The organism is Salegentibacter agarivorans (assembly GCF_900113135.1).
GTDB classification, from domain to species: Bacteria; Bacteroidota; Bacteroidia; order Flavobacteriales; family Flavobacteriaceae; genus Salegentibacter; species Salegentibacter agarivorans.
Genome location: NZ_FOOH01000003.1, coordinates 144067 through 167655 on the forward strand (window position 1 = coordinate 144067; position 23589 = coordinate 167655).

Consider the following 23589-nt stretch of genomic DNA (forward strand, 5'->3'; position numbering starts at 1 on the left):
GATGACAGGGGGCATATTTTTAGGAATAGGTTTGGAGTATGTAGATGCGGTTTTCCAAACAATTAAAAGCAGTGACTTTTCCCAATATACAATTGCAGGAATGAAGTCACTAGCAGTGATGTTTTTCCTGGTAAACATTCTGAAGAAATACAATGAAGGGATTGCGGATAATGATGGATATACCTGGGGCTTGAGCCCCGGAGAGCTGGCAAAGAATTTTGCTATAGTACTTCTCGTTATTTTCTCCACACAAATCTTAAGTGTTTTCGATGGAATCCTGGTAAGTATTGAAACTGAGTATGCAGATACCGCCCCAGCGCTAATTCCACTTCAATTACAAGACATAGATATTGAACAGGAAGTTGGTGCGCTTGAAGTAGCTAAAAAAGCAATGGCTTTGCTTTATGAAGCTTTGGTGACACCACTTTACCCGGTAAAAGTGATTTCCTTTGTGGTAGGCCTGTTTTTATGGGTGATAGATTTATTTATCTACCCACTATTCCTGGCAGAACGCTTTTTCCTCTTAGGAATTATGCAGGCTTTCTTTCCCCTGGTGATTAGCCTTGCAGTATTTGAAAAGTTCAGGGGGATGGCTTATAATTTCTTTAGGTTGTATGCCGCAATTTATATGCTGGTGCCGGCTTTTTTTCTGGTGAATGTTTTCGTTAACAATTTATACGCAGAGATCAATACCAACTTCTGGTCTAATCTTCTTGGTACATCTACTGACAATAATATTATTCGGATTATAGTTGAGGCAGGATCTATCGCATTTATTGTATTTCTGAAGTTTAAACTCTACACCCGCGCCACTTCCTTCACAATAAGACTTTTTACAGGATAGGAGAAAAATTAATCATCGGCTACCATCATAATTAATTTTGAATTAGTATCACACCAAAAATTAAAAAAAATGAAAACACCATATAGAAGTATTTATTCGGTTTTAAAAATAAACCGATTTATAGTCCTCACTGCCGTATGTGGGGCAGTAATTTCCAGCCTATATTTTGGATGGATGGTTTTTGATATTCATCGTTCTGCTTTGAATAATGCTTTTGCAATAAATACAGACGGGAGTGTAATACCGCTAAAGTGGGTGACACAAAAAGAAAACCTAGAGGTAGAAGCTCTTTCCCATTTGGATCTCTTTCATACCTATTTCTACAATATCGATGCTACTAACTATGAACGTAACCTTGAAAAAGCCCTTTGGCTTGGTAACAGTTCTGTAGACAATGTTTACCGGCAAAAGAAGGCTGATGGAGTTTATAACAGGCTGTTACAGTACTCATTGGTGCAGAAAGTAATAAGCATAGAATCGGAAGTAAATATTGAAATGGAGCCATACACTTTTAAGACCAGGACGGTCTTTGAAATTAACCGTGGAAAAATAGTGGACCGGTATGAACTCATTTCATCGGGAAACTTAATAAACGTAGACCGGAACTTTCCTAACAATACCCACGGGTTATTGATCACCAATTATTTTGAAAACACCTTAAAAAAACTAAACGATGAAAATTGATAAGAAAAAAATTGTTTTTGGCGCTGTACTAGCCACCATTGTAATATTTATAGTGGCCTATAGTGTATTGGTTTTTGGCGGAGATAGTGAAGAACCATCTGAACTAAAAAACACCCTTGTGCCCGAACTCCAGCAGGAGCAGGAAGATTTTAAATCTAAGCTGGATGCGGTAAATGCTTTAAAGGAAGTAAGGGAAACTACAACCCCAAGCATTTATGATGAAAAATACCTGGATTCTATGGGGTATTATGATCCTGATTTTCCGCAACGGGAAAAGGGAAGAATCTTAGATAGCATTTATGAACACAACCCTATTAACTATGAAGATTATGGCTTTGAAAATGAATTTAATGAAGAAGAATGGGAACCACAATTTGAAGCGGATATTCAGGAGGTTCCAGATGCGTCGCAAGCTTCTCCAAAACCACAGGAAATGGGGCTAGCGCATCAATTGTTTTATGCCACTGCTCCTGAAGTAGAAATTGAAATTAAGAAACCAATTGCTAATAATTCCGCTACTGATATTTTGGTAGAAGTAGATGGAGACCAGGTTGTTCAGGCCGGTTACCGGTTAAAGATGAGATTGAAAGATAGTGCTATGATCAATAATATCCAGTTTCCAGCAAACACCCCTGTTTATGGATTCATCAGTTTTCAACCGAACAGGGCTTTGATAGAAATTGAAAACATAGCGCATTATCCCGTAAAGTTAAAAGCTTATGATCTTCAGGATGGTAGTGAAGGGATTTATGTTGAAAATAATATTCGTGCCGATGCCAGTAAGGAAGTGATAGGTGATATTATCCAGGATATAAATGTTGCAGGGGTGCCAGAGGTAGGAGGGCTAAAGCAATTATTTCAGCGAAACAACAGGAATATTAAGGTGCAGGTCACCAATAATTACAAACTCATTTTAAAAAGAAACTCAAATCAATAGAAATTATGAAAAAGCAGATCTTGATTCTCGTATTCGTAATGGCCGCTTTCGTAAAGGGAATGGCCCAGGAAAACACCATAGATTTAGATACCATCTATGCCAACGATAGAATGAATGTTGCCCTGATTTTCCCGGAACCAATTCGGCAGGGGATAACAGGTTCAGAGGACTTTGTTTTCACCTATAACAGGGAAAAAGAACAATACCTGGGATTGCTGCAGGCTATTCCGGGAGAGGTGAGTAATTTGCTGGTTATCAGTACAACCGGTTCAATTTTTTCGTATATTGTGAAGTACTCCGAAGAGCTGGAAAAGCTAAATTATTTTATAGCAGAAACCGGTAAAATCGGGAATGAGATTCCAGAGCTTTCTGAAAAACTCATAGAAGACCAGGCATTGTTTTCAGACGCTAAAGCTGAAAAAGAATTAGCAGATAAAGAAACCTATTACCAGGATTTTAGTTCACATTTATTAAGAAGTAAACAAACAATTGGCAAGCTTAGAAAGCGGAAAGATGGAGTGGAGTTAAAAGTTCAAAATATAGTGTACCATAATTCGGAATTGTATTTTGTGCTGGAAATTAATAATAATTCTCCCATAGATTATGAACCTGCTTTTTTGAATGTTTCTGTGGAAACAAGGAAACAGGGAAGGAAGAAGTCAATCCAGAAATTGCCTGTTTCTCCAGTATATAAACATCTGGTACCGGAGATAATTCCTCAGAAAAAGACCAATCGATTTGTATACGTTCTACCCAAATTCTCCATTGCTGAAGATAAAATTGTAGTAATTGACCTAAAAGAGCAACAAGGCGAAAGAGATATAAAACTTAAAATAAAAAAGCGATTTGTTAATAATCCTAATTAAGAATACGATGAAAAAAATATTATCCCTTGCAGTTTTTGTCATTTTTATGGCTTGTGCCGAAGCAGAAAAATCTCACACCGAAACCGCTCAAATAGTGGTGGAAAGTTTTTATGAAAAGAATCTTCCAACCTTGAAAGAATATACCACAAAAGAAAGCTTTCAGGCCTTTATGAATATCCAGGATATGTTCACAGCTTCAAAAACTGAAAATTCTAATTTTAAAATCGTGCAAGAATTAGAAGATGGAGATATTGCCTGGGTAAAATTTACCACAGCCTACGAAGAACAGCCCGAAACCTTTAAGCTAGTAAAGGAAAATGGGCAATGGAAAGTTACGGAAAGGGGATTGAGAGAGAAGGGGCCATTTTGAGATTTTACTTATAATATCTCAGAGATTCACTTAAGCATAATTCTTTTTTCTATAATTCGAATCCTGACTCCTGCATTTTTTTTAAATGTCTCTTCAAATTATTCTCGTGAAATTCATTAATCTTTTTTAAACCATAGGCGAAATTTACCAAATACTCCTGTTCTTTATCTGAAAGAATCTTTGCCTTTGTATTCCACTCAACCATCTTTCTCATCATAATTTCATCTATCGGAGCATCCTCAGATAATTGAGTTCTTTCATTTCTTTTTAAATCATTTTGGCTGTACGAACAAGAAGCGTAATAGATTTGCTTTATAGTCGGAGGTGTTCCTTTTTCTAATTGTTTTCCTATTTCAGTAAATACAGAGCTATAGATAATAAAAATTTAAATATTATTTTTCAGAAACAAGATTATTGCTTTTCTTAGGATACTTTGTTGTCTTGTCCTATTTTAGTTGTTTTACTATTAAAGCTTTTATAAAAATAAAGTAATCCAATGGCGGTCAATATAATGATGCCGGCAATAATAAAGGGAAAATAAAACCCACCTGTAATAAGCCAAGTCCCTATAACCGGACCTAAAATTTGTCCCACACTATTTGCCGATGTTTGGATAGAAATATTGCTGCCCGCATTTTCTTTTGAAAGTTGGGAAACAGCTGAAAGTAGGTTTGGGGTCACCATAGCACCTCCTGCGGCGAATATGATGATTAATAAATAGACGGCAAATTCATTATTAAAAAATGGGAATGCAATCATTGAAATTCCTGAAATAAACAACCCGGCTGCAATTTGCTGCTTTGCCGTTAATAGTTTTTCCCCATAGGTTGCAAATACTGGCTGTAATACGGCCATTACCACTCCACAAAGCATAAAGCCAATGCCTATTTGATTACTAGAAAATAACAACTCATTTTTTCCGTAAATTGAAAAAACCGTTTCGAAGAGGGTAATTACGAATTGCATTACAAAAGAAAGCAGTAATAGGACAGTAAAGAACCTACTAAAGCTAAAGCTCAATTTTTGTGCTTCTGAAACAAACCGACTTATAGGTGTTGTGTTCCCAAGCCATTTTATGAGTATGCTCAATATAACAAAACCCAAAAGAGCAACCAGGAGAAAGGGGATTGAAAAGCGATCCAAATGTAATATTCCCAAGGAATACTTGAAATGTAGATTGGTTTGGGATAGAAGGCTACCTAAAACAGGGCCAAAAATAACCCCTGAACTTATCGCTACCCCAGACCAGGCCATAACCTTGGTCCTGTGCTTTATAGAAGTGATATCACTAAGATATGCATTACTAACGGGAATTACAGCTGATGTAAAAATACCTCCGAAGATTCTAGCTATATAGAGCATCGTCAATGATGTAGCAAGACCGGTAAGTAATTGCATAATTACAAAGCCGATTAGCCCAACAATGATAATGGGCTTACGCCCGTATTTATCGGATAACCTCCCCCAAAGTATAACGAAAAGAAGCTGAAAGAAGGGGTAGATACTCGTTAATAAACCAATATGAAAGTTAATCGAATCAGTATCTAGGTTATCTCCTAAAGCTAATCTTTCGGTATAGTAAGGAAGGGTTGGCAATAAAATACCATAGCCCAACATCACTACAAATAAACTCAACAGGATTAAAGATATCCTGTTGAGTTTTTCTTTTTGGTTCATTTATTTTTTACCGATTTTTCGCTTCAGTAATTGCGCATTAATAGCCACTATAATCGTACTTAAACTCATAAATACCGCTCCTACAGCTGGTCCTAAAACAAAGCCTGAAGAATATAATACACCGGCTGCTAAAGGAATAGCCACTACATTATATCCTGTAGCCCAAATCAAATTCTGAATCATTTTATTGTAGGTGGCTTTTCCAAAGAGAATTAAGTTGGCAATATCCTGTGGGTTACTGTTGACCAGAATGATATCTGCTGTTTCGGCGGCAACGTCAGTACCTGAACCAACTGCAATTCCCACATCAGCTTTGGCAAGTGCGGGCGCATCATTTACACCATCACCCGTCATCGCTACAAAATCGCCTTTGTTCTGTAAATCTTCTACAATTTCAACTTTTTGATGTGGCAAAACTTCGGCGTAGTATCCATCCAAGCCGAGTTTATCGCTAACAGCTTTGGCAGTTCTTTCATTATCACCGGTAGCCATTAAAACTTTTATATTATTCTTTTTGAAAATTTTGATGGCATCGGCAGATTCAGGTCTTATTTCATCAGCAAGAGCAATGTATCCTGCTAGCTGGCCATCTATTAATACAAATACAACAGTTTCAGCAGCGTCACTATAAGCATCTTCAGGAATAGTGATTTTTTCATCCCTTAAATAACCAGGGCTGACCACCTTCACTTGTTTACCATCTACATTTGCCTCTACACCTTTTCCTGTAATTGCATTAAAGTTTTCAGGTTTTGGAATAGTAATGTTATCTTCTTTAACTCTTTTAATAATACCAACTGCAATGGGGTGTTCTGAGCTTTGTTCCAATGCACTTGAAAGTCTTAAAATTTCCTCTGTTGAATAAGCTTCTTTAACAGATTCGATTCGAGTGACACCAAAATCACCTTTGGTTAGTGTTCCTGTTTTATCAAAAAGCAAAGCTGAAATTTTTCTTGACTCTTCAAAAGCAGTTCTATTTCGGATAAGCAATCCATTTTGAGCAGATACTGCCGTAGAAATCGCAACCACAAGGGGAATGGCAAGACCCAATGCGTGTGGACAAGCAATGACCATAACGGTAACCATTCTTTCTAAAGCATAGACAAATGGAAAGCCTAAAATCAGCCATACCGCCAATGTTCCAAAACCAATAGCCAAAGCGATATAGGTTAACCATTTTGCAGCCCTGTCTGAAAGATTTTGCATCTTGGATTTGGTTTTTTGCGCTTCTTCGACCATTTTGATGACCTTGTTGAGATAGCTATCTTTTCCAGTATGCTCAACCTTTACTTTTAAGGTACTGTTACCATTTACCGAACCACCAATAACCTTATCGTTTTCATCTTTTTTTACAGGTTTGGATTCGCCTGTAAGCATAGATTCGTTCAGGTAACTTGAACCGTCTACTATAATCCCATCAGCAGGAACTTTTTCACCTGGTTTAACCAAAATCACATCATCCTTTAGTAAATCTTCAAGAGGGATGTCTTCTATGATGTCGCCTTTTACCCTGTGCGCTTCCGCAGGCATCATACTTACCAGTAACTGTAAAGCTTTTGACGCACCTAACACACTTTTCATTTCTATCCAATGACCAAGCAACATTATGGCTATAAGTGTTGATAGCTCCCAGAAAAAGTCTTCGCCTCTTAAGCCAAATACGGTCGCGGTGCTATAAAAATAAGCTACAGAAATTGCCATAGAAATCAAGGTCATCATTCCTGGCGCACCTTTTTTGATTTCAGACCAGAATCCTTTTAAAAATGGCCAACCACCATAGAAATATACGATTGTGGAAAGTGCAAAAAGGATATATGGATTTCCGGGAAGCAAAAACTCATATCCAAAAAAGTCCTGAATCATCGGCGAGAAGAACAGTATGGGAATAGTAAGTACAAGGGTTACCCAAAACCGTTTTCTAAAATCGGCAATCATCATTTTATGATGGTCGTGGCCCATCTCGCCGTGACCGGGATTGTGACCCGAATGGTCCCCACCTTTGTGGTTCATTTTAGAATGGTCTTCTTTTTTGTGTTTCATCTTCGAATGGTCCATTTTAGAATGGTCCATTTCTTCGTGATTGTGGTGTTCGTGATTTTCCATTATTGTCTTGTTTAAGTGTTATCGTAATTTTTTTCTCATAGCTTCCGAAATGTTTTCGGCATAGACGCCATAGGCATCTACCAAAAGTCCTTTAATCCCATTTTTTGATGAAATAGCATAAAGCACACTATTATCGTCGGTACTGCTCATACCCTCAAAACGATGCATCTCGTCAACATTAAAATCTTCTGGGTGTATTTCAATTTTTAGTGAGGCACACTCCAAACATTCTGGTTTTAGGTTAAAATCATATGTATAGCCATTTCCCTGTAAATCGTTTATGGCTTCAGAAAGTGTATCGTAATTTTTCATCTGTCTTTATTTATAGTTTATTGTAAAATAGCTGTTATCTGCTTCTGAAAATTTCTGAAAAGTCAATAATCCTTTTTCATTTAATTTTTCAATAACAGTATAATTGAATTGCTTGATGCGAATACCCCAGGCATAGGCCTTAATATTTATTTTTGATTTAATAGTGTTTTTGCCAGCTTCTAATTTTCGATCGTAAATTTTTATGATGCTTTTTGAACCGAAAAAATTCAACAAGCCCGAGTCAAAACTCATTTCCAATTCAATATTTTTCAGATTATCCAAATTGTATAGTTCTTTAAATTTCTTTGAAGTGGTGTTGATTTCTGTTTTCTTTGATTTTGGATTGGAAAACGGGAAAGCCATTACCACTACACTTGCTTCATCAGGCTTGCAACGATAGGTTGTGGTGTATTTATCGGTCAATTTTTTGTCTTTATCAAACAATTCCGTAACTACCTCAATTTCATAGAATCCATTTTTCTTTATTGTTTCACTGGCTTTGAAAGTTTGTTTATTTAAAAAAGAACCATTTTCATCAAAGTTTTCCCGAATAACAACTCTGCCTGAAATCTGCCCAATGAGCATTTCAGTTTGTCCAGTCATTGTGATGCTGAATAAAGTGATTAGTACTATAAAGCCTTGTTTTCTCATATATGGTGCATTAATTTTTTTACCTCTTTTGCCATAATATCACTTAAATCTATTCCATTTGAAGAGTGTGGGATGGTATTACAAGTCACTATTTTTTCTACTCCGGAATCCAATAAATCTTGATAGGCGTTTCCTGAAAAAACGGCGTGAATGCCTACACAAATAGGTGGTTTCATTCCTGCTTTTTTAAGATGTTGTACGGTTTCAATCATTGTTCGGGCTGTGGAAATAATATCATCTACCAAAATGGGTGTAGCATCTTTATATATATCCACATCGGGAACAGAGACTTCTACATCACGGTCACCGTGACGCACCTTTTGTAATACCGTAAATGGTGCTCCTGCATTTTTGGCGACTTCTGATACCCATTGTTCACTTTCAGAATCAGGTCCGATAAGTACCGGGTTTTCGATATTTTCTTTAATCCATTCTGAAATTGCGTCGGCAGCTTGAATCACTTTATTTGGAATTTGATACACTTCTCCCAACGAACTAATTCTGTGCAAGTGAGGGTCAACTGTGGTAATGCTATCGGCGAAACCAGAAATCAATTTTCCGAAGAAACCGGAAGTCACTCCTTCTCCTTCATTAAATACTTTGTCCTGCCGCATATACGCCAAATAGGGTGCTACCAAACAGGTACACATAGCTCCTAATGATTTGGCTGTGTGGCTTAAAAAATATAGTGACAACAGTTTTTCGTCCGGTTCGTGCAAGGTGCATACCAGTACCACACATTTATCTTTAACATCAGACAATATGCGCGTGTATGATTCCCCGTCAGGGAATTTCCTTAATGTGGCTTGACCCACTTCAGCATCCATTTTTGTAGCCATTAGTTCTGTGAGTTCTTCATTTCCGGGAAGACTGAATAATATTGTTTTCATAGTATGTTCTTTAATTTATAGTTATGATGTCGTTATGGTTGTTTTCATATTCCAAGGCATAATTAAGTTCACCTTTGGATTCAGCATATATGGTATAAAGCAGTTGGTTCTCTTCGATTTGTTCTCCCAAATGCACATTTAGAAGAATCCCTGCCGATTTAGATTGTGGTGCTCCAGAAAGCTTGGCCAGTTTTGCAATTTTACGGTTATCAATTCGTTGCAAAACGCCTGACTTTTCAGCTTTAATTTCAATTTTATAAGGTGCTAAAACTGGTTTTGAAAATTGACCTTGCGCCTTACAAATGGCTACGAATTTTTCATATGCTTTTCCAGATTTGAGAATTTTATGTGCGGTTTCCTGTCCCTTTCCTTTTTCTACTTTTCCAGAAAGTTCTAATAGTTCAGTAGCTAAAAGCAATGCTCTTTCTGTTAAGTCTTTAGGTGCATCTTCCTCATTTTTCAAAACTTTTAATATATCTATGGCTTCTAAAGTTGGACCGATACCCCTTCCAACAGGCTGCGTGCCATCCGTAACTACAACTTTTACATTCAACCCAACAGCAGTTCCAACGGTTTCCATATGATTTTTTAGTTTTTCTGCCATTTCGGTACTGCGAACCTTGGCGGTTTCTCCCACGGGAATATCAATGACCACGTGAGTAGAACCAGCTGCTGCCTTTTTAGAGAGTACTGAAGCGATGAGCTGACCTTCGCTATCAATATCCAAGGCTTTTTCAATTTTAATGAGCACATCATCGGCAGGACTTAACTGCGCTGTACCGCCCCAAACAAAACATCCGCCTTCTTTTTCTACTACGGTCTTTATTTCCTCGGAAGAGAGCGTAACATTGGTCAGTACTTCCATTGTATCTGCTGTGCCTGCTGGCGAAGTGATTGCCCGTGAGGATGTTTTTGGCATAGTAAGCCCATACGCGGCAACAATGGCAACTACCAATGGTGTTGTCCTATTGCCAGGCAATCCGCCAATACAATGTTTGTCGACCACGATATCCTTGTTCCAGTTCAGTTGCTTTCCGGAAGCAATCATTGCTTTCGTTAGGTCGGATATTTCATCAATATCCATTCGGTCGCCAGCACAGGCAGTAATAAATGCCGAAAGGTGGATGTTGGAATAATCGCCTTCCACGATATCGGTTATGATGTTGTTATAGGCCTTATAATCCAGTTTTTTGTTATAGATTTTTGCCCTGACGTGGCTTAAGGATTCAATAGGCTCTAAATGGGAAACATATAATGTATCGTTTGGGGAAACATTGAGTTTTTTCGCAGCAGCATCTGATAGTCCGATTTCATTAGGCAACAGAATATCAGAATTCAGGACATTAAGACTTGCTACGATTGATGTATTTGCATTGGATATTCTTATTCGGGTAAGTGCCTCAAACCCTTCTGAAATACAGACGTGGCAATCTTCGCGCATATACACTACATTTTCGTTTTGGGTATAGATTCCGAGATGTTTATATTTTAATATGTTTGAGTGTGTGTCCATATTTTATTGGTTGTTGTGATTTTTCGATTTATTCTATTTCTTCGATGGTGTATAATTGCGGAATTTCTGCATCCCACCCATAGGTTTCCTTGATGCCTTTTTGCAATGCTTCTGCACTCTCTTTTTCACCGTGTACAATGAAAATACGTTCGGGTTTGTTTTTTATCTTATCCATCCAGTCCATAAGTTCTGCGTGGTCTGCGTGTGCCGAAAGCCCTTCAATTTCTGCAACTTCCATATCAAAGGGCACCCATTTTCCATACACTTTAAGTTCCTTATCGCCTTCCAATAATTTTCTGCCTCGCGTACCTTCAGCTTGATAACCCACAAAAAGCAAGGTGTTGTTGGGGTTTTGTGCCTGTGTTTCAAGGTAGTTTAGCATTCTTCCGCCTGTGAGCATTCCGCTTCCTGCAATCACGATTTTCGGTTTATTATCTGTTCGTAATTCCATTGTTTCCCGATAACTGCTTACGACCGTAAAGTGCGAGCACATTTCGTCACATTCGTTATCTTCCAACCTGTGCCAATCTCTTGTGCGATGAAACAATTCTAATACACTTGCTCCCATTGGGCTATCCATTATCATTTGTATTTTTGGTATTTTCTTCTCTTTCAATAATTTCCAAAAAATCAGCATCATCAATTGGGCACGTTCTACTGAAAAACTTGGAACAAATAGGCTGCCACCTCTGTTGATGGTGTCATTGACCAATTTTTCTATCTGTGGAAGTGCTTCTACTTCATCAGGATGAAATCTTCCTCCGTAGGTGGATTCAATAAATAATACATCTGCCTTTTTTGGCTTTAATGGCGGAAACAGTAATAAATCGTTTGTTCTGCCTATATCGCCAGAAAACACAAAACGTTTCCTGTGTACATCCAACTCAATGTAAGTTGCTCCCAGAATGTGTCCATTATATTGAAATCGAGCCCTTATGCCATCAAACAATGGAATCCATTGTGATTGCGGAATTCCTTTAAAATGAGGGATAGTTTTTTCTACATCCTTTAGGTCGTACAATGGTTCAGCAGGATTATGTTTGGAATAGCCTTCTTTATTGGCACGTTCTGCTTCTTGTTCCTGAATTTTTGCACTATCATTCAAAATGATTTTTGCAATGTCCAAGGTGGGATTGGTACCATAGATGGGCCCTTTGAAACCTTGCTTTACCAATCTCGGCAGATAACCTGTGTGGTCCATATGGCCGTGGGTGAGCAAAACAGCATCAATATCAGCAACATTAACAGGTGGGTACTCCCAGTTTTTAAGGCGTAATTCCTTTAGCCCTTGAAAAAGTCCGCAGTCTATGAGTATCTTTTTATCTCCTGTGTCCACTAAATATTTTGAGCCGGTTACCGTACCTGCTGCACCTAAAAAGTGAATATTTATTTTATTGTTATCCATCTTTATAGTATTTATTTAGAGTCCACCACAGCAGGAAGGTGTATTTCCTTTATCTTGTTTTGATTTGCTCAATTCCACTATTTCTTTATATAGATTACGAGAATCCTCTTTAATAAAAAGAGCCAATTTCTTTACTGATTTAGGTTCAAAGTGAACCATTTCCAATAATATCTCAAGGGCTTCTTCAAGTAGTTTTGAGTCATCTTCCAATGCCTGGTAAAATGGTTCTAAATCTATGTTGCCCTGTTTTTGCAATTCTTCAGTTTTCATTTGTATTATTTTTAAAAATTAGTAATTATTCATTATTTGAATTAATGGGATCTACATAATTCTCTTGAATCTTCGAGTATCTTATTTTGCCTTAGCTTACTGATACCCATTTGTTCCAAAAAGTCTGGATTTTCGTGTAGCTCCTTGCAGAGTATGATGCCTTGATCCAATAATTTTGTTTTTTCAGCTTTGGTAAGTGTTGTTAAAGCGGTTAAGGGATGTAGCCCCGATTTATCTATTCTGTCCTTGAGACCATTTCCTCTTGGATAATCCCAACTGGTCATAAGCATTCCAACACATTTCCCGTACTGAATGGCATCGGTTGTGAAACGCGTATTGGTGTAAACCCCGCCTTTATGAAGTTTAGCCTCGTGACCTTTTTGGTGTTTCCATTGCTTTTCCACGTCCAAAAACCGTGAATGGATATATAATGGGATTTTTACATTGCAAAACCTGCCTTGGTCACTATGGTATTTACATTCAATCATATAATGTTTATTTCCTTTTTGCGCTATCACATCCACTTCGTGCTGAACGCAATTGCCTTGAACTATGACACCAACCTGTGTTGAAAATCCTTCGTGTGCCAATAGTTTGCCTACTAACTTTTCAAATGGAAAACCGGTTGGACCTAGTTCCATTAAAGCTTTTTTGAGCTTGTACTTTGAGGCACTTACCCTAGATTTTCGTTTTAGCATCTTGAAAGCCAACTGATAGATTTTTTTGGTTGTCATTCCTTCTTCAATCTGCTCTTGTACTTTCCGGGCTACATCCTGAATAATATCCTCATCTGCCCGTGAACGCCGCAGGGAGTTGATGAGTTTGTTTACATCAAAGGCTTCGTACTCACCAGAGTATTTTTTTATTAGGACTGGTTTATTCATTGTTATACCTTAATGGTCATTACCGGCAATTCGGAATGATTGGTTACGCCCTCGGCGATACTTTTGGAGAACAGGCTTAAAAAACCTGTACGGCCACTAGTACACATTGCTATTAAATCGGCATCTTTATATTTCAAAAAATTGTTTATACCTGTTTCTACATCAGGTTCATTATATACATTCATTGAAAAGTTATCCAAATCGGGGAATTTCTTCAAGAATTCCTTGATGGGGTCCAAACCCTGTTCTATACTGTTAAAATCAGTTTGGGTATTAACCCTCAATAAATGAAGATGTGCACCGCACTTTTCCGCAATAGAAATAACCTGCTTAAATGCTTCGCTCACATCTTCCAGAAAATCTGAAACAAAAACAATATTATTAAAAGGAAAAGTTACTTTTTCATCCTTAACCACAATTACAGGGACATCGGCTTTTCTTACAATTTTCTCTACATTGCTTCCCAGTAATTCGCGCACTCCACCTCGGGTGCCGCTGCTTCCTGTAACAATAAAGTCGTGGTGAAAATGACCGGAGTGTTTAAGTATATTTGCCTGTCCGCCATCAAACTCAAGGAACGTCCTGCATTCAAGCTCTTGTTGTTCTGCTTTTTTTTCCAGTGCTCTCAAGGAGGCTTTTGCACTTCCTATTTCTTTTACTGTTTCTGGATATCTTTTTTCTTTTTCCTTATCTAGCTCAACCCAGTTTACGGGGGTGTTAATTAAGTGAAAAAAATGAATTTCTGAATTGTAAAGCTTTGCCATTTCAATTCCGAGTTCCTCTGCTTTCTTGCAGTTTTCTGAAAAGTTTGTAGGTACGAGTATGTTTTTCATGATTTATTGGTTTTAAATTGTTTTCGTTATAATTAAGCTATGGTTATACTATCTTCCAGATATACCTGTTGGACGGAGTGCAGTAACTCAATCCCTCTAATAAAAGGCTTTTGAAATGCTTTTCGACCCATAATCAATCCAGAGCCGCCAGCTCTTTTATTGATTAATGCTGTTGTTACCGCTTCGGTCAAATCTGATTCACCTTTAGAGCCACCGCCGGAATTGATCAATCCTATTTTGCCCATATAGCAATTGGCGACTTGTAATCGACAAAGGTCAATGGGATGTTCTGTGGTAAGGGTTTTATACATTTCATCATCATATTTTCCAAACCCAATTTCCTTAAATCCAAAATTGTTTGTAGGTAATTTTTGTTTGATGATATCTGCCTGTATCGTTACGCCGATATGATTAGCTTGTCCGGTAACGTCGGCGGCAGCGTGATAATCTTTCTTTTCGGTTTTAAAATTTTCATTGCGGGTATAGCACCATAAAATGGTAGCCATTCCTAAACTATGGGCTTCTTCAAAAGCTTCGGCTATTTCCTTTAGCTGTCTATTACTTTCTTCAGAACCAAAATAAATGGTGGCACCCACAGCAACGGCTCCCATATTCCAAGCTGATTTTACTTTTCCGAATAGTGTTTGGTCATATTTGTTTGGGTAGGTAAGCAGTTCATTGTGGTTAATCTTCACGATAAACGGAATTTTATGGGCATATTTTCGTGCGTTTAATCCTAAAACCCCAAAGGTGGAAGCCACTCCATTACATCCTGCTTCTATTGCCAATTTTATAATATTCTCCGGGTCAAAATAATCCGGGTTTTTATAGAATGAAAAAGCAGCACTGTGCTCAATACCCTGGTCTACGGGAAGGATGCTCAAATAGCCTGTACCGCCAAGGTTTCCGTGGTTATACAATTGCGAAAGACTTCGCAGTACCTGTGGATTTCTGTTACTTTGAACAAATACCTTATCTATGTTTGCTTTACTGGGGGTTTGCAGTTCATCCTTTGTTATTTTTTCACAAACGTGTTCCAAATAGAAGTCTGCCTTTTCTCCTAAAAGTCCTATTATGTTTTTGCTTATTTTCATCTCGATAGTGTTTAATGGATTCCTAAACTTTCATTTGTTTTGGCGATGGATTTAGCCCCATCTGTTTCAATTCCAGTTAAAGCCCTAATAGCATCAATTGTTTCCGGGATTACAATAGCTTGGTTATCGACCACGTAGGCATAAAAGAGTTCGTCTCCCTGTACCTTCAGCATATCTTCCCATAGTGCTACTTCGTACATATCGCCCCAAGGCCTTCCCATATCCAAGAACATTTCCTTAATGGTATTGTTAGAAACCAGACCTTGGTCATATTGAATCAATTTAATACGGCTGGACGTTTTGAAAGCATTTAGCACTTCTTGCTTTGTCGCCTGTTTTTTCAATTTCACATTCCAATAGTGCAGATGGCTTAAGGTTTGCGGTACTTTTACTGCTGCGGTGATGACATCCAGTTCTGGGTCAACACTTTTAGCATCCGGACCTTGATGGCTTGGGATATCTTTTTCGGGAACCATCGTATTCATAATACCACCCAAATGACTTTCCCAAGGGTCTGTAGCTCTTCTTAAAAGTGTACCTCTGGCATAATCCAATAAATCGGCTCTTTTTAAAGCGGTCAAGGTTCTTAAAATAGACGTAGTATTACAGGAAACTACTCTTGTCGCATTCAAGTTTAGAGCTGATTTGTAATTATTTTCTGCACTAAAGGAATGCCCTGTGGTTTCGTGTTTTTCGCCACCGTGTAGAATAAATTTGATGTTTTGCTCCTTGTAGATAACGACATTCTGAGCGGCAATTTTTTTGGGTGTACAGTCCACAACAAGATCTGATTTCTTTAAAAGTTCCTGCATATCGCCTTTTACCGAAATCCCTTCAGATTTCATTTTATCAGCAGCATCTTTAGTTGCTGCATAAATGTCGTATTCCTTTCTTACGGCATTTTGAATTCGCCAGTCGCTAATGATATCACATACTCCCGAAAGCTTCATATCGTTTTGTAAGTTGATGGCATCTGCCACCCTTTTTCCAATGACTCCGTATCCTATAACTGCTATATTTTTCATATAAATTGATTTTTATTAATTATGTTTTATTGTTCGTAGTTTCCATTCCCATTGGCATATTACCTTCATCGTCTGTGTGTGAAATCATAAAAAGGCGTTCTGCAACAAGTATTAGAACAATCCCAATCGCTGCTACGATAAGCACCAAAGGATCGTTCAGATATTTTATATAAAGAAAAGCTGCCAATACCGCAATGTCCAATACGATGGCTATTAATGGGATGATAGGCTGAAAAACCACTTTGTTTTTAAGGTGACGGAACAGCCCCCAATGGATAGCGATATCCATAATAAGGTAAAAAATAGCCCCAATGGATGCTATCCTTGTCAAATCGAAAAGCACGGTCAGTAAAATGGCGAGGGAAGACGTGAATATTAGTGCTGGATTTTTTAAGCTACCAAGTTTGGTTAAAGAAGGCACCTGTTTCATATTGCTGAGCATTGCCAACAAGCGTGAAGAGGAAAAGATACTGGCAATGACCCCAGAAACCGTGGCAATAATGGCAATGCCAATGGTAATCCAGGAACCCCATTCCCCAAAAACAGGTTTTGCGGCGGCTGCAAGGGCATAATCTTTAGCTTCGATTATTTCAGGAATGCTTAAACCTCCCGCAACAGCTAATGCCAAGGCTACATATATCAGTGTGCAGATAAGTATGGAAAACACGATAGACCTACCAAGATTTTTATGCGGGTTTTTAATATCGGCCCCTTGGTTCGTGATAGTGGTAAAGCCTTTATAAGCAAGGATAGATAACGCCAAAGCGGCCACAAATCCGAAGCCTTGTGGTAATGTCTCAGTATTTTTGGGAATATAGTTTCCCGTAATATCGGCAAAACCTGAAATTGCAAGGCCGGCAATAGCTAAAATTGCTATTCCCACTACCTTTATAATAGCGGTAAATGTCGCGGTGGCACCAATAACCTTATTGCCCAGGATGTTCACTATATAAGCAACAACAATTAGCCCAACACCCAGGGTAGAGGCATAACCTGCATAGGACTCGGGAAATAGTCTCAACGTATATGCTCCAAAAGTACCCGCCACCAGACTTTCGGAAACTACCATTGATACGTACATCAGCAAAGAATAAAACCCTGTTGTTGTTCCAGGTCCATAGGATTTGTTAAGGAATTTAACCACACCTCCAGACGATGGAAAAGCATTTGAAAACTTGACATAGGAATATGAGCTAAAACCCACCACAACAGCACCTGCAATAAATGCAATGGGAAATAGATCACCCACCAACTCTGCTATTTGCCCCATAAGGACAAATATGCCAGCACCAATCATTACGCCTGTACCAAGAGATATGGAACCTAATAAGGAAAGCTTATTATTTTTATCTGTGGTGTTTTTCATTTCAAAATTATTTTTCCCTGTTTTTAATCGAAGATTTCGGTTTAAAGTTTCTAATAATCAGGCGGTTGCTCTTTTCATAAGTGAAATAGCTAACCGCCCAATTAAAACCAACCATCAATCTATTTCTAAATCCACTTATGGACATCAAGTGAACAACGGACCACAGCAACCAGGCGAAATAGCCTGCAAATTTAAATTTGCCCAAATCGGCAACTGCCTTGCGTTTTCCTACAGTGGCCAAGGAGCCTTTGTCTTTATATTCGAAAGGTTGTGTGGGTTTATTATTTATGAGGTTTAATATAGAATTACCCAGATATTTTCCTTGTTGAATTGCTGCCTGCGCCACCTGTGGATGCCCTTTGGGTCTTTCTTCAGAAATAAGCGCAGCTATATCGCCTATGGCAAAAAAGTTTTCGTAACCTTCTACCATTAAAAATGAGCCAGTTTTTATACGGTTGCCCTTGACCACGTGTTTTTCATCAATACCTTTTGGGAATTGTCCTTTTACGCCAGCCGTCCAGATAAGATTTTTAGCCAAAATGGTCTTACCACTTTTGGTAGTGACTTCGTTGCCGTCATAATTGCTTACAGCTTCATTTAATAATACCTTTACATTCAAATCCTCTAAATATTTGAGGGTTTTCGATGATGCCTTGTCTGACATTGTGCCTAACAACTCATCAATGGCTTCTATTAGATAAATATTCATAATGGAAGAAGGGTACTCTGGGTAATCTTTGGGAAGGATGTATTTGCAAAACTCTGCCAAAGCTCCTGCCATTTCTACGCCTGCTGGACCACCACCTACTATTACAAAATTTGTCAGCGCGTCGCGTTCTTTATCATCACAAGTAATAGCTGCCTGTTCCAAATTTTGCAACATCATATGACGGATGTTGAGGGAATCGCGAATATCCTTCATCCCCAAACTATTTTCGGCCACAGAATCCATCCCAAAGAAATTGGTGGTCGTGCCAGTAGCCAACACTAAATAGTCATAAGAAACACTTCCCTTATTGGTCAATATAGTATTTGAATCAGGTTGAATTTCCTCAACTTCAGCCAAACGAAAGAAAACATTTTTATAGCCATTGATTTGTTTTCTGAATGGAAATACAATACTGTCAGGCTCCAGGGCACTCGTTGCCACTTGATATAATAAAGGCTGAAACTGATGGAAGTTATTTTTATCGAGTAAAACCACTTGAACTTCTTTGTGTTTCAGTTTCTCAACCAATGCCAAACCTGCAAATCCTCCACCAACGATAACCACACGAGGTAATTTAGTATCGGGAAGACATATCTCATCTGTTATCTTACAGGTGGATTCCAACGTAATGCTATGTGTTTGCTTTTCTTTCATTTTTTATTTCTATCTCTTGCAATCAGTACTGAACATTTGGCATTTGTGGTTAAATATTGGGATACTGAGCCCAATACTAAGCGAGAAAAAGCACCGTGACCCTGAGAGCCTACTACAATTAAATCTGCACCCCAATTTTCTGCTTTTTCATTAATAGTACTTTTGGGCAGTCCGCTAACAACACTTGTGGTTATGGTAAGTGCCTTGTTTTCGGCCTTGATTTTATCGGAAGCTTCTGAAACGATTTTGTTTCCCAATTTTTGAGCGTTACTTTTAATTTCTTCTATGTAATTTCCTATCTTGCCGCCCATAGTATGCAATCCCAGACCGGTTGTTTTAGGAAGTTCATAAACATTTATAATATGAATTTCACTATTTGAGGATAAAGTCATTTTCTTAAGCTCGTTAATGGCTACTTCACTAAAATCTGAACCATCTATGGCCAATACAATTTTCATTTTTTTCGTCTTTTTAATCTCTGATTTCGGGTTTAATTCCACTAATTCTGTCCGAATTAGATTTACATGTCAAGCCAAAGAATTTAGTAATCGAATCATTTTGGATATTTCATTTCCAACCTCTCTTATAAACTAGTTGTATTGCATAAGCTTAAGCTTTTTGGTTTTTAAATAATCCACTGTTTCTTTTACCGATAGTGGATACGTAGCATTTCCTGTGCGTACATAAAAAGTGGTGTTTCCTTCATCACTCACATAAACCGGTTCGTTGGAAGGTTCGATATCCACCACGCACACATCTTTCTCATCAATACTGTAGAACGAAATATGGTTGCTGAAACAAGCCTCGTGACCCAATTGTGTAGAGATAATCCTGAACACCGCACGTTCATACCCATCCATGTTTTTATGCTTTAGGGTTTTATAATCTTTTTCCAATCCCAGAACATTTCCGTCGTCATCAACACCAATTATAAGTTTTCCACCCTTGGCATTCATAAAGCCCACAATGGTTTTGGCAATGACCAACTCCAGTTCCCGATTGGTTGTTTTACGGTAATAATCATAGCGTATGGAAGATTTGAATTCCACCCGTTCATTTTCACCGGCCTGGATTAATTCTTCAATATCACGAACAAGCAGCCGCTGTTGTGTGCCAATAATTTCATTTTTCTTTTTCAGGTTTATCCAGAATAAACCTGAAACTATCCCCAAGAATCCTCCCAATAAAGTTAAGAGTCCGCCCATGCCCCGCATATTGAAACTGAAAGATTCCAAAAAACGTTCTTCTAAGACTTGCTGAAACAAGGGGAAAGAGAAGGGCGTATCACTGAACTCAAACCAGTAGATTACCATTGTAAAAGGGTGTACCAGGAAATAAAAAATACCTGCCCCAATAAATAAATGAGTCAAAATGATCTTAATATTTTTATAAGTATTACTGTTTATCATTTTTAGCGGTTTATGAATCTTTGATATAATTATGTTCTAAATTCAAGAGGGCCTTATCTAAACTTTCGATTAAACAATCCTATTTAATGCAAAATCATCTGTTTTTTATTTGGGCATTATAAAATGCCGCAATACACGCTCCAATCAACCAGCCTAAAATGAAGCTTTGCACAATACCAAAAAATGCTTCTAATAGTGGCACGTCCATTCTTATAATATTACTGGTGTCCAGACCGTGTAAAAGGCTGTTGAAAAATATAATCGTTCCTTCCTGTCCTGCTGTAGCCATCACGATCATACAGCCCAAATAAATTAAGGATACTGTTAGACCGAGGGCAAAACCGAATTTTTTTACATTTAATCGATACATAATTTATATGTTTTAAGATTGGTTATCTGATTTTAATAATTTTTTGGATTCTTCAAATTCCTCCTTTGAAATTTCGCCCTTGGCAAACCTGTTTTTTAGGATGTCCAATGGCTTTTCTTTTTTTGGTTTTTGGTATGGGATATCAGTTGGGATAAAGAAAATCCAAATGATAAACGCCATCCAAATAATCCACCATATCAGGTGCATACCTCCGAAACTTCCGTCGTGAAAAAACATAATTTTTGATTTTAAGTTACTTTTATAGTTTTTCAATTGTGTAACCCTCAAGGTTGCTGAGTTGTTTTTGTAATTCATCTACTGAAAGCGTTTCCTTCATAGTGATGATTGTAGCTCCTTTTGGTGCCAGAAAAATTTCTGCCTTTTCAATCTTTGGATGTTCTTCCAATGTCTTTTTGACCCTGCTAATGCAGCCGCCGCAACTAATACCATTAATTTGAAATTTTCGTTTCATAACATAAATTTTAGTGATGTTGTCCTTCTTTTTTTTTATCCTTCTTTTTTAAGTTCTCATTGGACAATCCGTGCGTATGGCTCCCGTGCCGCATGGGCATTAACAAGTGTACTGCGAACATTATTATAATAAATGCAAAAAGCCAGGTGCCACCACCAATTCCAATAGATGGTGCTAAAAAGATGAGTAAAAGCGGCAGTCCACAACCGAGGACCATCCATAACCAGTGATTTTTCATTGTTTTTTATTTTAATTAATGTTTATTCCTCGCCTTTTTAAGACCTGAACTGGCTTATGTTGTAATTGGGGGATTATCAACACAAGCCTTAGGGAGTTCGGGCTTTAGGGTTTTTAATATTATAATTAACACGAAAGCTATCTGTTTTTATGCTACTTCATCTGCATAACTTTCGTTGTTATTTATATAATTTCATCATAGAAATTTCGTTTCCATTTTTCTGTGTTTTTATAGTCGCTCATACTCATTCCCACAATCTCTTTAAACTGTCTTGATAAATGGTTAATGCTACTATAATCCAGCATATATGCCACATCTGAAAAAGAATATTGTTTTAATTGAATAAGTTCTTTTACTTTTTCAATTTTCAGTTTTATAAAGTATTTTTCAATGGTGGTGTTTTCATTTTTAGAAAACAGCCTGCTCAGTATTTTATAATCCCTGTTGAGCGTAGAAGACAAATGTTCTGAAGTATTTGTTTTCAAATGAAGTGGTAACTGAGTAAGCAGTTGGATTAGAATGATTTTTACTTTTTCAACCAGCATTTCCCCTTCACTTTGTACTATTTCAAAATCATTGGAATGAAGTACTTTGGTAACTTTATACGTAACCTCCGTGGTGGTGTTTTTTGAAGATTCAACCAATAGTTTACCTAATTCCAAAGAGAGTACGGTTATTCCCATCTCTTCCAGTTCTTGCGTTATTACTTTTAGACAACGGCTACATACCATATTCTTTATCCAGAATTCTCTCTGTAAATCCATAGTATTAATTATTTATTCTTAGAATGGTATTTATTCTAATAGATTATAAATTTCTGTTTTTCAAATAGTTGAAAGTGTGGTATGCTCAGGATAGAGCGCACCAGTTGTTAGCCTTTGCGTAGTACAGGCCAACATATAAGGTAGGTTGTTTGAAAAAGAACCTACTTAGGATGAAATCAAATTAAATATACCTCGTGGAGTACTTGAAAATCTTTCGGTATGAGGGGTGGGTCATAATCCCTAAAAGGGATTATATTTTGTTCCAACCCTTCGAATAGATTTACGTAAGTGTAAAAAAATGTGTGTAGGAAAATCAGTTTATGATTTTCCATCTCAAATGAAGCTTTTTGAAAGTTATCGCCACTTTCTTTAACTATAGATTTATTAGCACAGCAACCTTTTTTTTCGAACGAACATTTTTTTGAAGGATTGGTCTGAGCCTTCACCGCATTATCACAAACCTGAGCTTTATTTAAAACCGCCATATCCACGAGTTTATCACAGCAGAAATGCATATTCACAGTAAAAGACGATGAAGCAAACATTACTGCAAGTACCAATGAAACAGCTATTATTTTATTAAAGCTTTGCATAATACGAATATAAAAAAAATTAACAAATGTTAACTAATTTTTAATAATGAATTTTTTAGGACTTATTTTTGCCGAACATACTGCAAAAAAGAAAATAAAAATATGATATTTATCATATTTTTAGAAGTTTGATTCTTTTATTTTTGTCGAAAATAGTATAGGAAGTAAAAGTTTAACATAACGAAAAGAATTATTAATGTTTTTATATTTCGTTGTTTTATATATATTTGCAATCTTATGAAATCGTTTTTCCATAAAATATTATCTGTAGCCTTGGCGAGTTTGGTATTTGTTACCACTATGTCGTTTACTGTAAATATGCATTATTGTGGAGATTCATTGGTTGATTTTGCTTTATTTCATAATGCTCAAACCTGTGGTATGGAAAATCAATCATCCCAAAAAAGTTGTGAAGCAGGTTTTTCGGAAAAATCTTGCTGTTCAGATGCACAAATAGTGAATGACGGTCAAGATGATTTAAAAACATCTTACACCAATTTAAGCTTTGAGCATCAAGCCTTTGTTGCTACTTTCTTTTATACTTATATTAATCTTTTTGATGGACTGGATAAGAACATTGTTCCATTTAGAGATTATACACCTCCTTATCTTGTAAGGAACGTACAAAAACTACACGAAACTTATTTAATTTGATT

Annotated in this window: 29 protein-coding genes; 6 read left to right on the plus strand and 23 right to left on the minus strand. The window is 37.3% G+C overall.

What is annotated here, in order from left to right:
- Nucleotide 1 precedes the first annotated feature (1 nt).
- The 5 genes from BM084_RS03970 (at nucleotide 2) to BM084_RS03990 (ending at nucleotide 3701) form a co-directional block, all read left to right on the plus strand.
- Nucleotides 2-844 (plus strand): hypothetical protein, encoded by an 843-nt coding sequence (locus BM084_RS03970; RefSeq protein ID WP_093302899.1) that lies wholly within the window; start codon nucleotides 2-4, stop codon nucleotides 842-844.
- Between the two features lie 69 nt (nucleotides 845-913).
- Entirely contained in the window at nucleotides 914-1528 is a 615-nt protein-coding gene (locus tag BM084_RS03975) for a conjugal transfer protein TraK (RefSeq protein WP_093302901.1), read from the plus strand.
- Nucleotides 1518-2465 (plus strand): conjugative transposon protein TraM, encoded by a 948-nt coding sequence (traM, locus tag BM084_RS03980; protein WP_093302904.1) that lies wholly within the window; start codon nucleotides 1518-1520, stop codon nucleotides 2463-2465. The genes BM084_RS03975 and traM overlap by 11 nt, the downstream gene beginning before the upstream one ends.
- A 5-nt stretch (nucleotides 2466-2470) precedes the next feature.
- Complete coding sequence (locus BM084_RS03985) at nucleotides 2471-3331, plus strand: DUF4138 domain-containing protein (RefSeq protein WP_093302906.1); 861 nt, start codon at nucleotides 2471-2473, stop codon at nucleotides 3329-3331.
- A 7-nt stretch (nucleotides 3332-3338) separates the two neighbouring features.
- Nucleotides 3339-3701, plus strand: a complete 363-nt coding sequence (locus BM084_RS03990) for a nuclear transport factor 2 family protein (RefSeq protein ID WP_093302908.1) — start codon at nucleotides 3339-3341, stop codon at nucleotides 3699-3701.
- 49 nt (nucleotides 3702-3750) lie between these two features.
- On the opposite strand, the gene BM084_RS19090 is transcribed toward BM084_RS03990, so the two are convergent.
- The 23 genes from BM084_RS19090 to BM084_RS19095 form a co-directional block, all read right to left on the minus strand.
- Nucleotides 3751-3918 carry a hypothetical protein gene (locus tag BM084_RS19090; protein WP_177195651.1) on the minus strand — a complete coding sequence of 56 codons (168 nt, stop codon included), beginning with the start codon at nucleotides 3916-3918 and terminating at the stop codon, nucleotides 3751-3753.
- Nucleotides 3919-4124: 206 nt separating this feature from the next.
- Nucleotides 4125-5378: an MFS transporter gene (locus BM084_RS03995; RefSeq protein ID WP_093302910.1), complete on the minus strand. Its 1254-nt coding sequence runs from the start codon at nucleotides 5376-5378 to the stop codon at nucleotides 4125-4127.
- Nucleotides 5379-7481, minus strand: a complete 2103-nt coding sequence (locus tag BM084_RS04000; RefSeq protein ID WP_093302913.1) for a copper-translocating P-type ATPase — start codon at nucleotides 7479-7481, stop codon at nucleotides 5379-5381.
- Between the two features lie 18 nt (nucleotides 7482-7499).
- On the minus strand, nucleotides 7500-7793 hold the full coding sequence (locus tag BM084_RS04005) for a hypothetical protein (protein WP_008616393.1): 294 nt from the start codon (nucleotides 7791-7793) through the stop codon (nucleotides 7500-7502).
- A 6-nt stretch (nucleotides 7794-7799) separates the two neighbouring features.
- Nucleotides 7800-8444 carry a hypothetical protein gene (locus tag BM084_RS04010; protein ID WP_093302916.1) on the minus strand — a complete coding sequence of 215 codons (645 nt, stop codon included), beginning with the start codon at nucleotides 8442-8444 and terminating at the stop codon, nucleotides 7800-7802.
- Nucleotides 8441-9334: a ribose-phosphate pyrophosphokinase gene (locus tag BM084_RS04015; protein WP_093302918.1), complete on the minus strand. Its 894-nt coding sequence runs from the start codon at nucleotides 9332-9334 to the stop codon at nucleotides 8441-8443. The genes BM084_RS04010 and BM084_RS04015 overlap by 4 nt, the downstream gene beginning before the upstream one ends.
- Before the next feature lie 10 nt (nucleotides 9335-9344).
- Complete coding sequence (locus BM084_RS04020) at nucleotides 9345-10847, minus strand: thymidine phosphorylase family protein (RefSeq protein WP_008616398.1); 1503 nt, start codon at nucleotides 10845-10847, stop codon at nucleotides 9345-9347.
- Between the two features lie 28 nt (nucleotides 10848-10875).
- Nucleotides 10876-12252 (minus strand): MBL fold metallo-hydrolase RNA specificity domain-containing protein, encoded by a 1377-nt coding sequence (locus BM084_RS04025; RefSeq protein WP_093302921.1) that lies wholly within the window; start codon nucleotides 12250-12252, stop codon nucleotides 10876-10878.
- A 15-nt stretch (nucleotides 12253-12267) separates the two neighbouring features.
- Nucleotides 12268-12522 (minus strand): hypothetical protein, encoded by a 255-nt coding sequence (locus BM084_RS04030; protein WP_013072813.1) that lies wholly within the window; start codon nucleotides 12520-12522, stop codon nucleotides 12268-12270.
- 41 nt (nucleotides 12523-12563) lie between these two features.
- Nucleotides 12564-13406: an ATP cone domain-containing protein gene (locus BM084_RS04035; RefSeq protein ID WP_075327069.1), complete on the minus strand. Its 843-nt coding sequence runs from the start codon at nucleotides 13404-13406 to the stop codon at nucleotides 12564-12566.
- Nucleotides 13407-13408: 2 nt separating this feature from the next.
- On the minus strand, nucleotides 13409-14239 hold the full coding sequence (locus BM084_RS04040; RefSeq protein ID WP_075327068.1) for a universal stress protein: 831 nt from the start codon (nucleotides 14237-14239) through the stop codon (nucleotides 13409-13411).
- A 32-nt stretch (nucleotides 14240-14271) separates the two neighbouring features.
- The gene (locus tag BM084_RS04045; protein ID WP_093302924.1) at nucleotides 14272-15333 is read right to left on the minus strand and encodes a class I fructose-bisphosphate aldolase; all 1062 of its coding nucleotides are present in this window, start codon (nucleotides 15331-15333) and stop codon (nucleotides 14272-14274) included.
- A gap of 11 nt (nucleotides 15334-15344) precedes the next feature.
- Complete coding sequence (locus BM084_RS04050) at nucleotides 15345-16358, minus strand: type II glyceraldehyde-3-phosphate dehydrogenase (RefSeq protein ID WP_093302926.1); 1014 nt, start codon at nucleotides 16356-16358, stop codon at nucleotides 15345-15347.
- 19 nt (nucleotides 16359-16377) lie between these two features.
- Nucleotides 16378-17724 (minus strand): APC family permease, encoded by a 1347-nt coding sequence (locus BM084_RS04055; protein ID WP_008616415.1) that lies wholly within the window; start codon nucleotides 17722-17724, stop codon nucleotides 16378-16380.
- Nucleotides 17725-17731: 7 nt separating this feature from the next.
- Entirely contained in the window at nucleotides 17732-19087 is a 1356-nt protein-coding gene (locus tag BM084_RS04060; protein ID WP_093302929.1) for an NAD(P)/FAD-dependent oxidoreductase, read from the minus strand.
- A complete protein-coding gene (locus BM084_RS04065; RefSeq protein ID WP_075327984.1) occupies nucleotides 19084-19545 on the minus strand; it encodes a universal stress protein in 462 nt (153 codons plus the stop codon). The genes BM084_RS04060 and BM084_RS04065 overlap by 4 nt, the downstream gene beginning before the upstream one ends.
- A gap of 132 nt (nucleotides 19546-19677) precedes the next feature.
- Nucleotides 19678-20496: an AlbA family DNA-binding domain-containing protein gene (locus BM084_RS04070; protein WP_037314446.1), complete on the minus strand. Its 819-nt coding sequence runs from the start codon at nucleotides 20494-20496 to the stop codon at nucleotides 19678-19680.
- Nucleotides 20497-20590: 94 nt separating this feature from the next.
- Nucleotides 20591-20866 (minus strand): DUF5676 family membrane protein, encoded by a 276-nt coding sequence (locus BM084_RS04075; protein WP_027884440.1) that lies wholly within the window; start codon nucleotides 20864-20866, stop codon nucleotides 20591-20593.
- 12 nt (nucleotides 20867-20878) lie between these two features.
- On the minus strand, nucleotides 20879-21103 hold the full coding sequence (locus tag BM084_RS04080; protein ID WP_027884439.1) for an SHOCT domain-containing protein: 225 nt from the start codon (nucleotides 21101-21103) through the stop codon (nucleotides 20879-20881).
- A 22-nt stretch (nucleotides 21104-21125) separates the two neighbouring features.
- Nucleotides 21126-21338 carry a heavy-metal-associated domain-containing protein gene (locus BM084_RS04085; protein ID WP_027884438.1) on the minus strand — a complete coding sequence of 71 codons (213 nt, stop codon included), beginning with the start codon at nucleotides 21336-21338 and terminating at the stop codon, nucleotides 21126-21128.
- Nucleotides 21339-21348: 10 nt separating this feature from the next.
- A complete protein-coding gene (locus BM084_RS04090; protein ID WP_034892122.1) occupies nucleotides 21349-21576 on the minus strand; it encodes a hypothetical protein in 228 nt (75 codons plus the stop codon).
- A 182-nt stretch (nucleotides 21577-21758) separates the two neighbouring features.
- Entirely contained in the window at nucleotides 21759-22340 is a 582-nt protein-coding gene (locus BM084_RS04095) for a helix-turn-helix domain-containing protein (protein WP_093302931.1), read from the minus strand.
- 176 nt (nucleotides 22341-22516) lie between these two features.
- Nucleotides 22517-22933: an HYC_CC_PP family protein gene (locus BM084_RS19095; RefSeq protein ID WP_027884435.1), complete on the minus strand. Its 417-nt coding sequence runs from the start codon at nucleotides 22931-22933 to the stop codon at nucleotides 22517-22519.
- 237 nt (nucleotides 22934-23170) lie between these two features.
- On the opposite strand from BM084_RS19095, the gene BM084_RS04105 reads away from it, so the two are divergent.
- Nucleotides 23171-23587 (plus strand): HYC_CC_PP family protein, encoded by a 417-nt coding sequence (locus BM084_RS04105; protein WP_057481156.1) that lies wholly within the window; start codon nucleotides 23171-23173, stop codon nucleotides 23585-23587.
- Nucleotides 23588-23589: the final 2 nt, after the last annotated feature.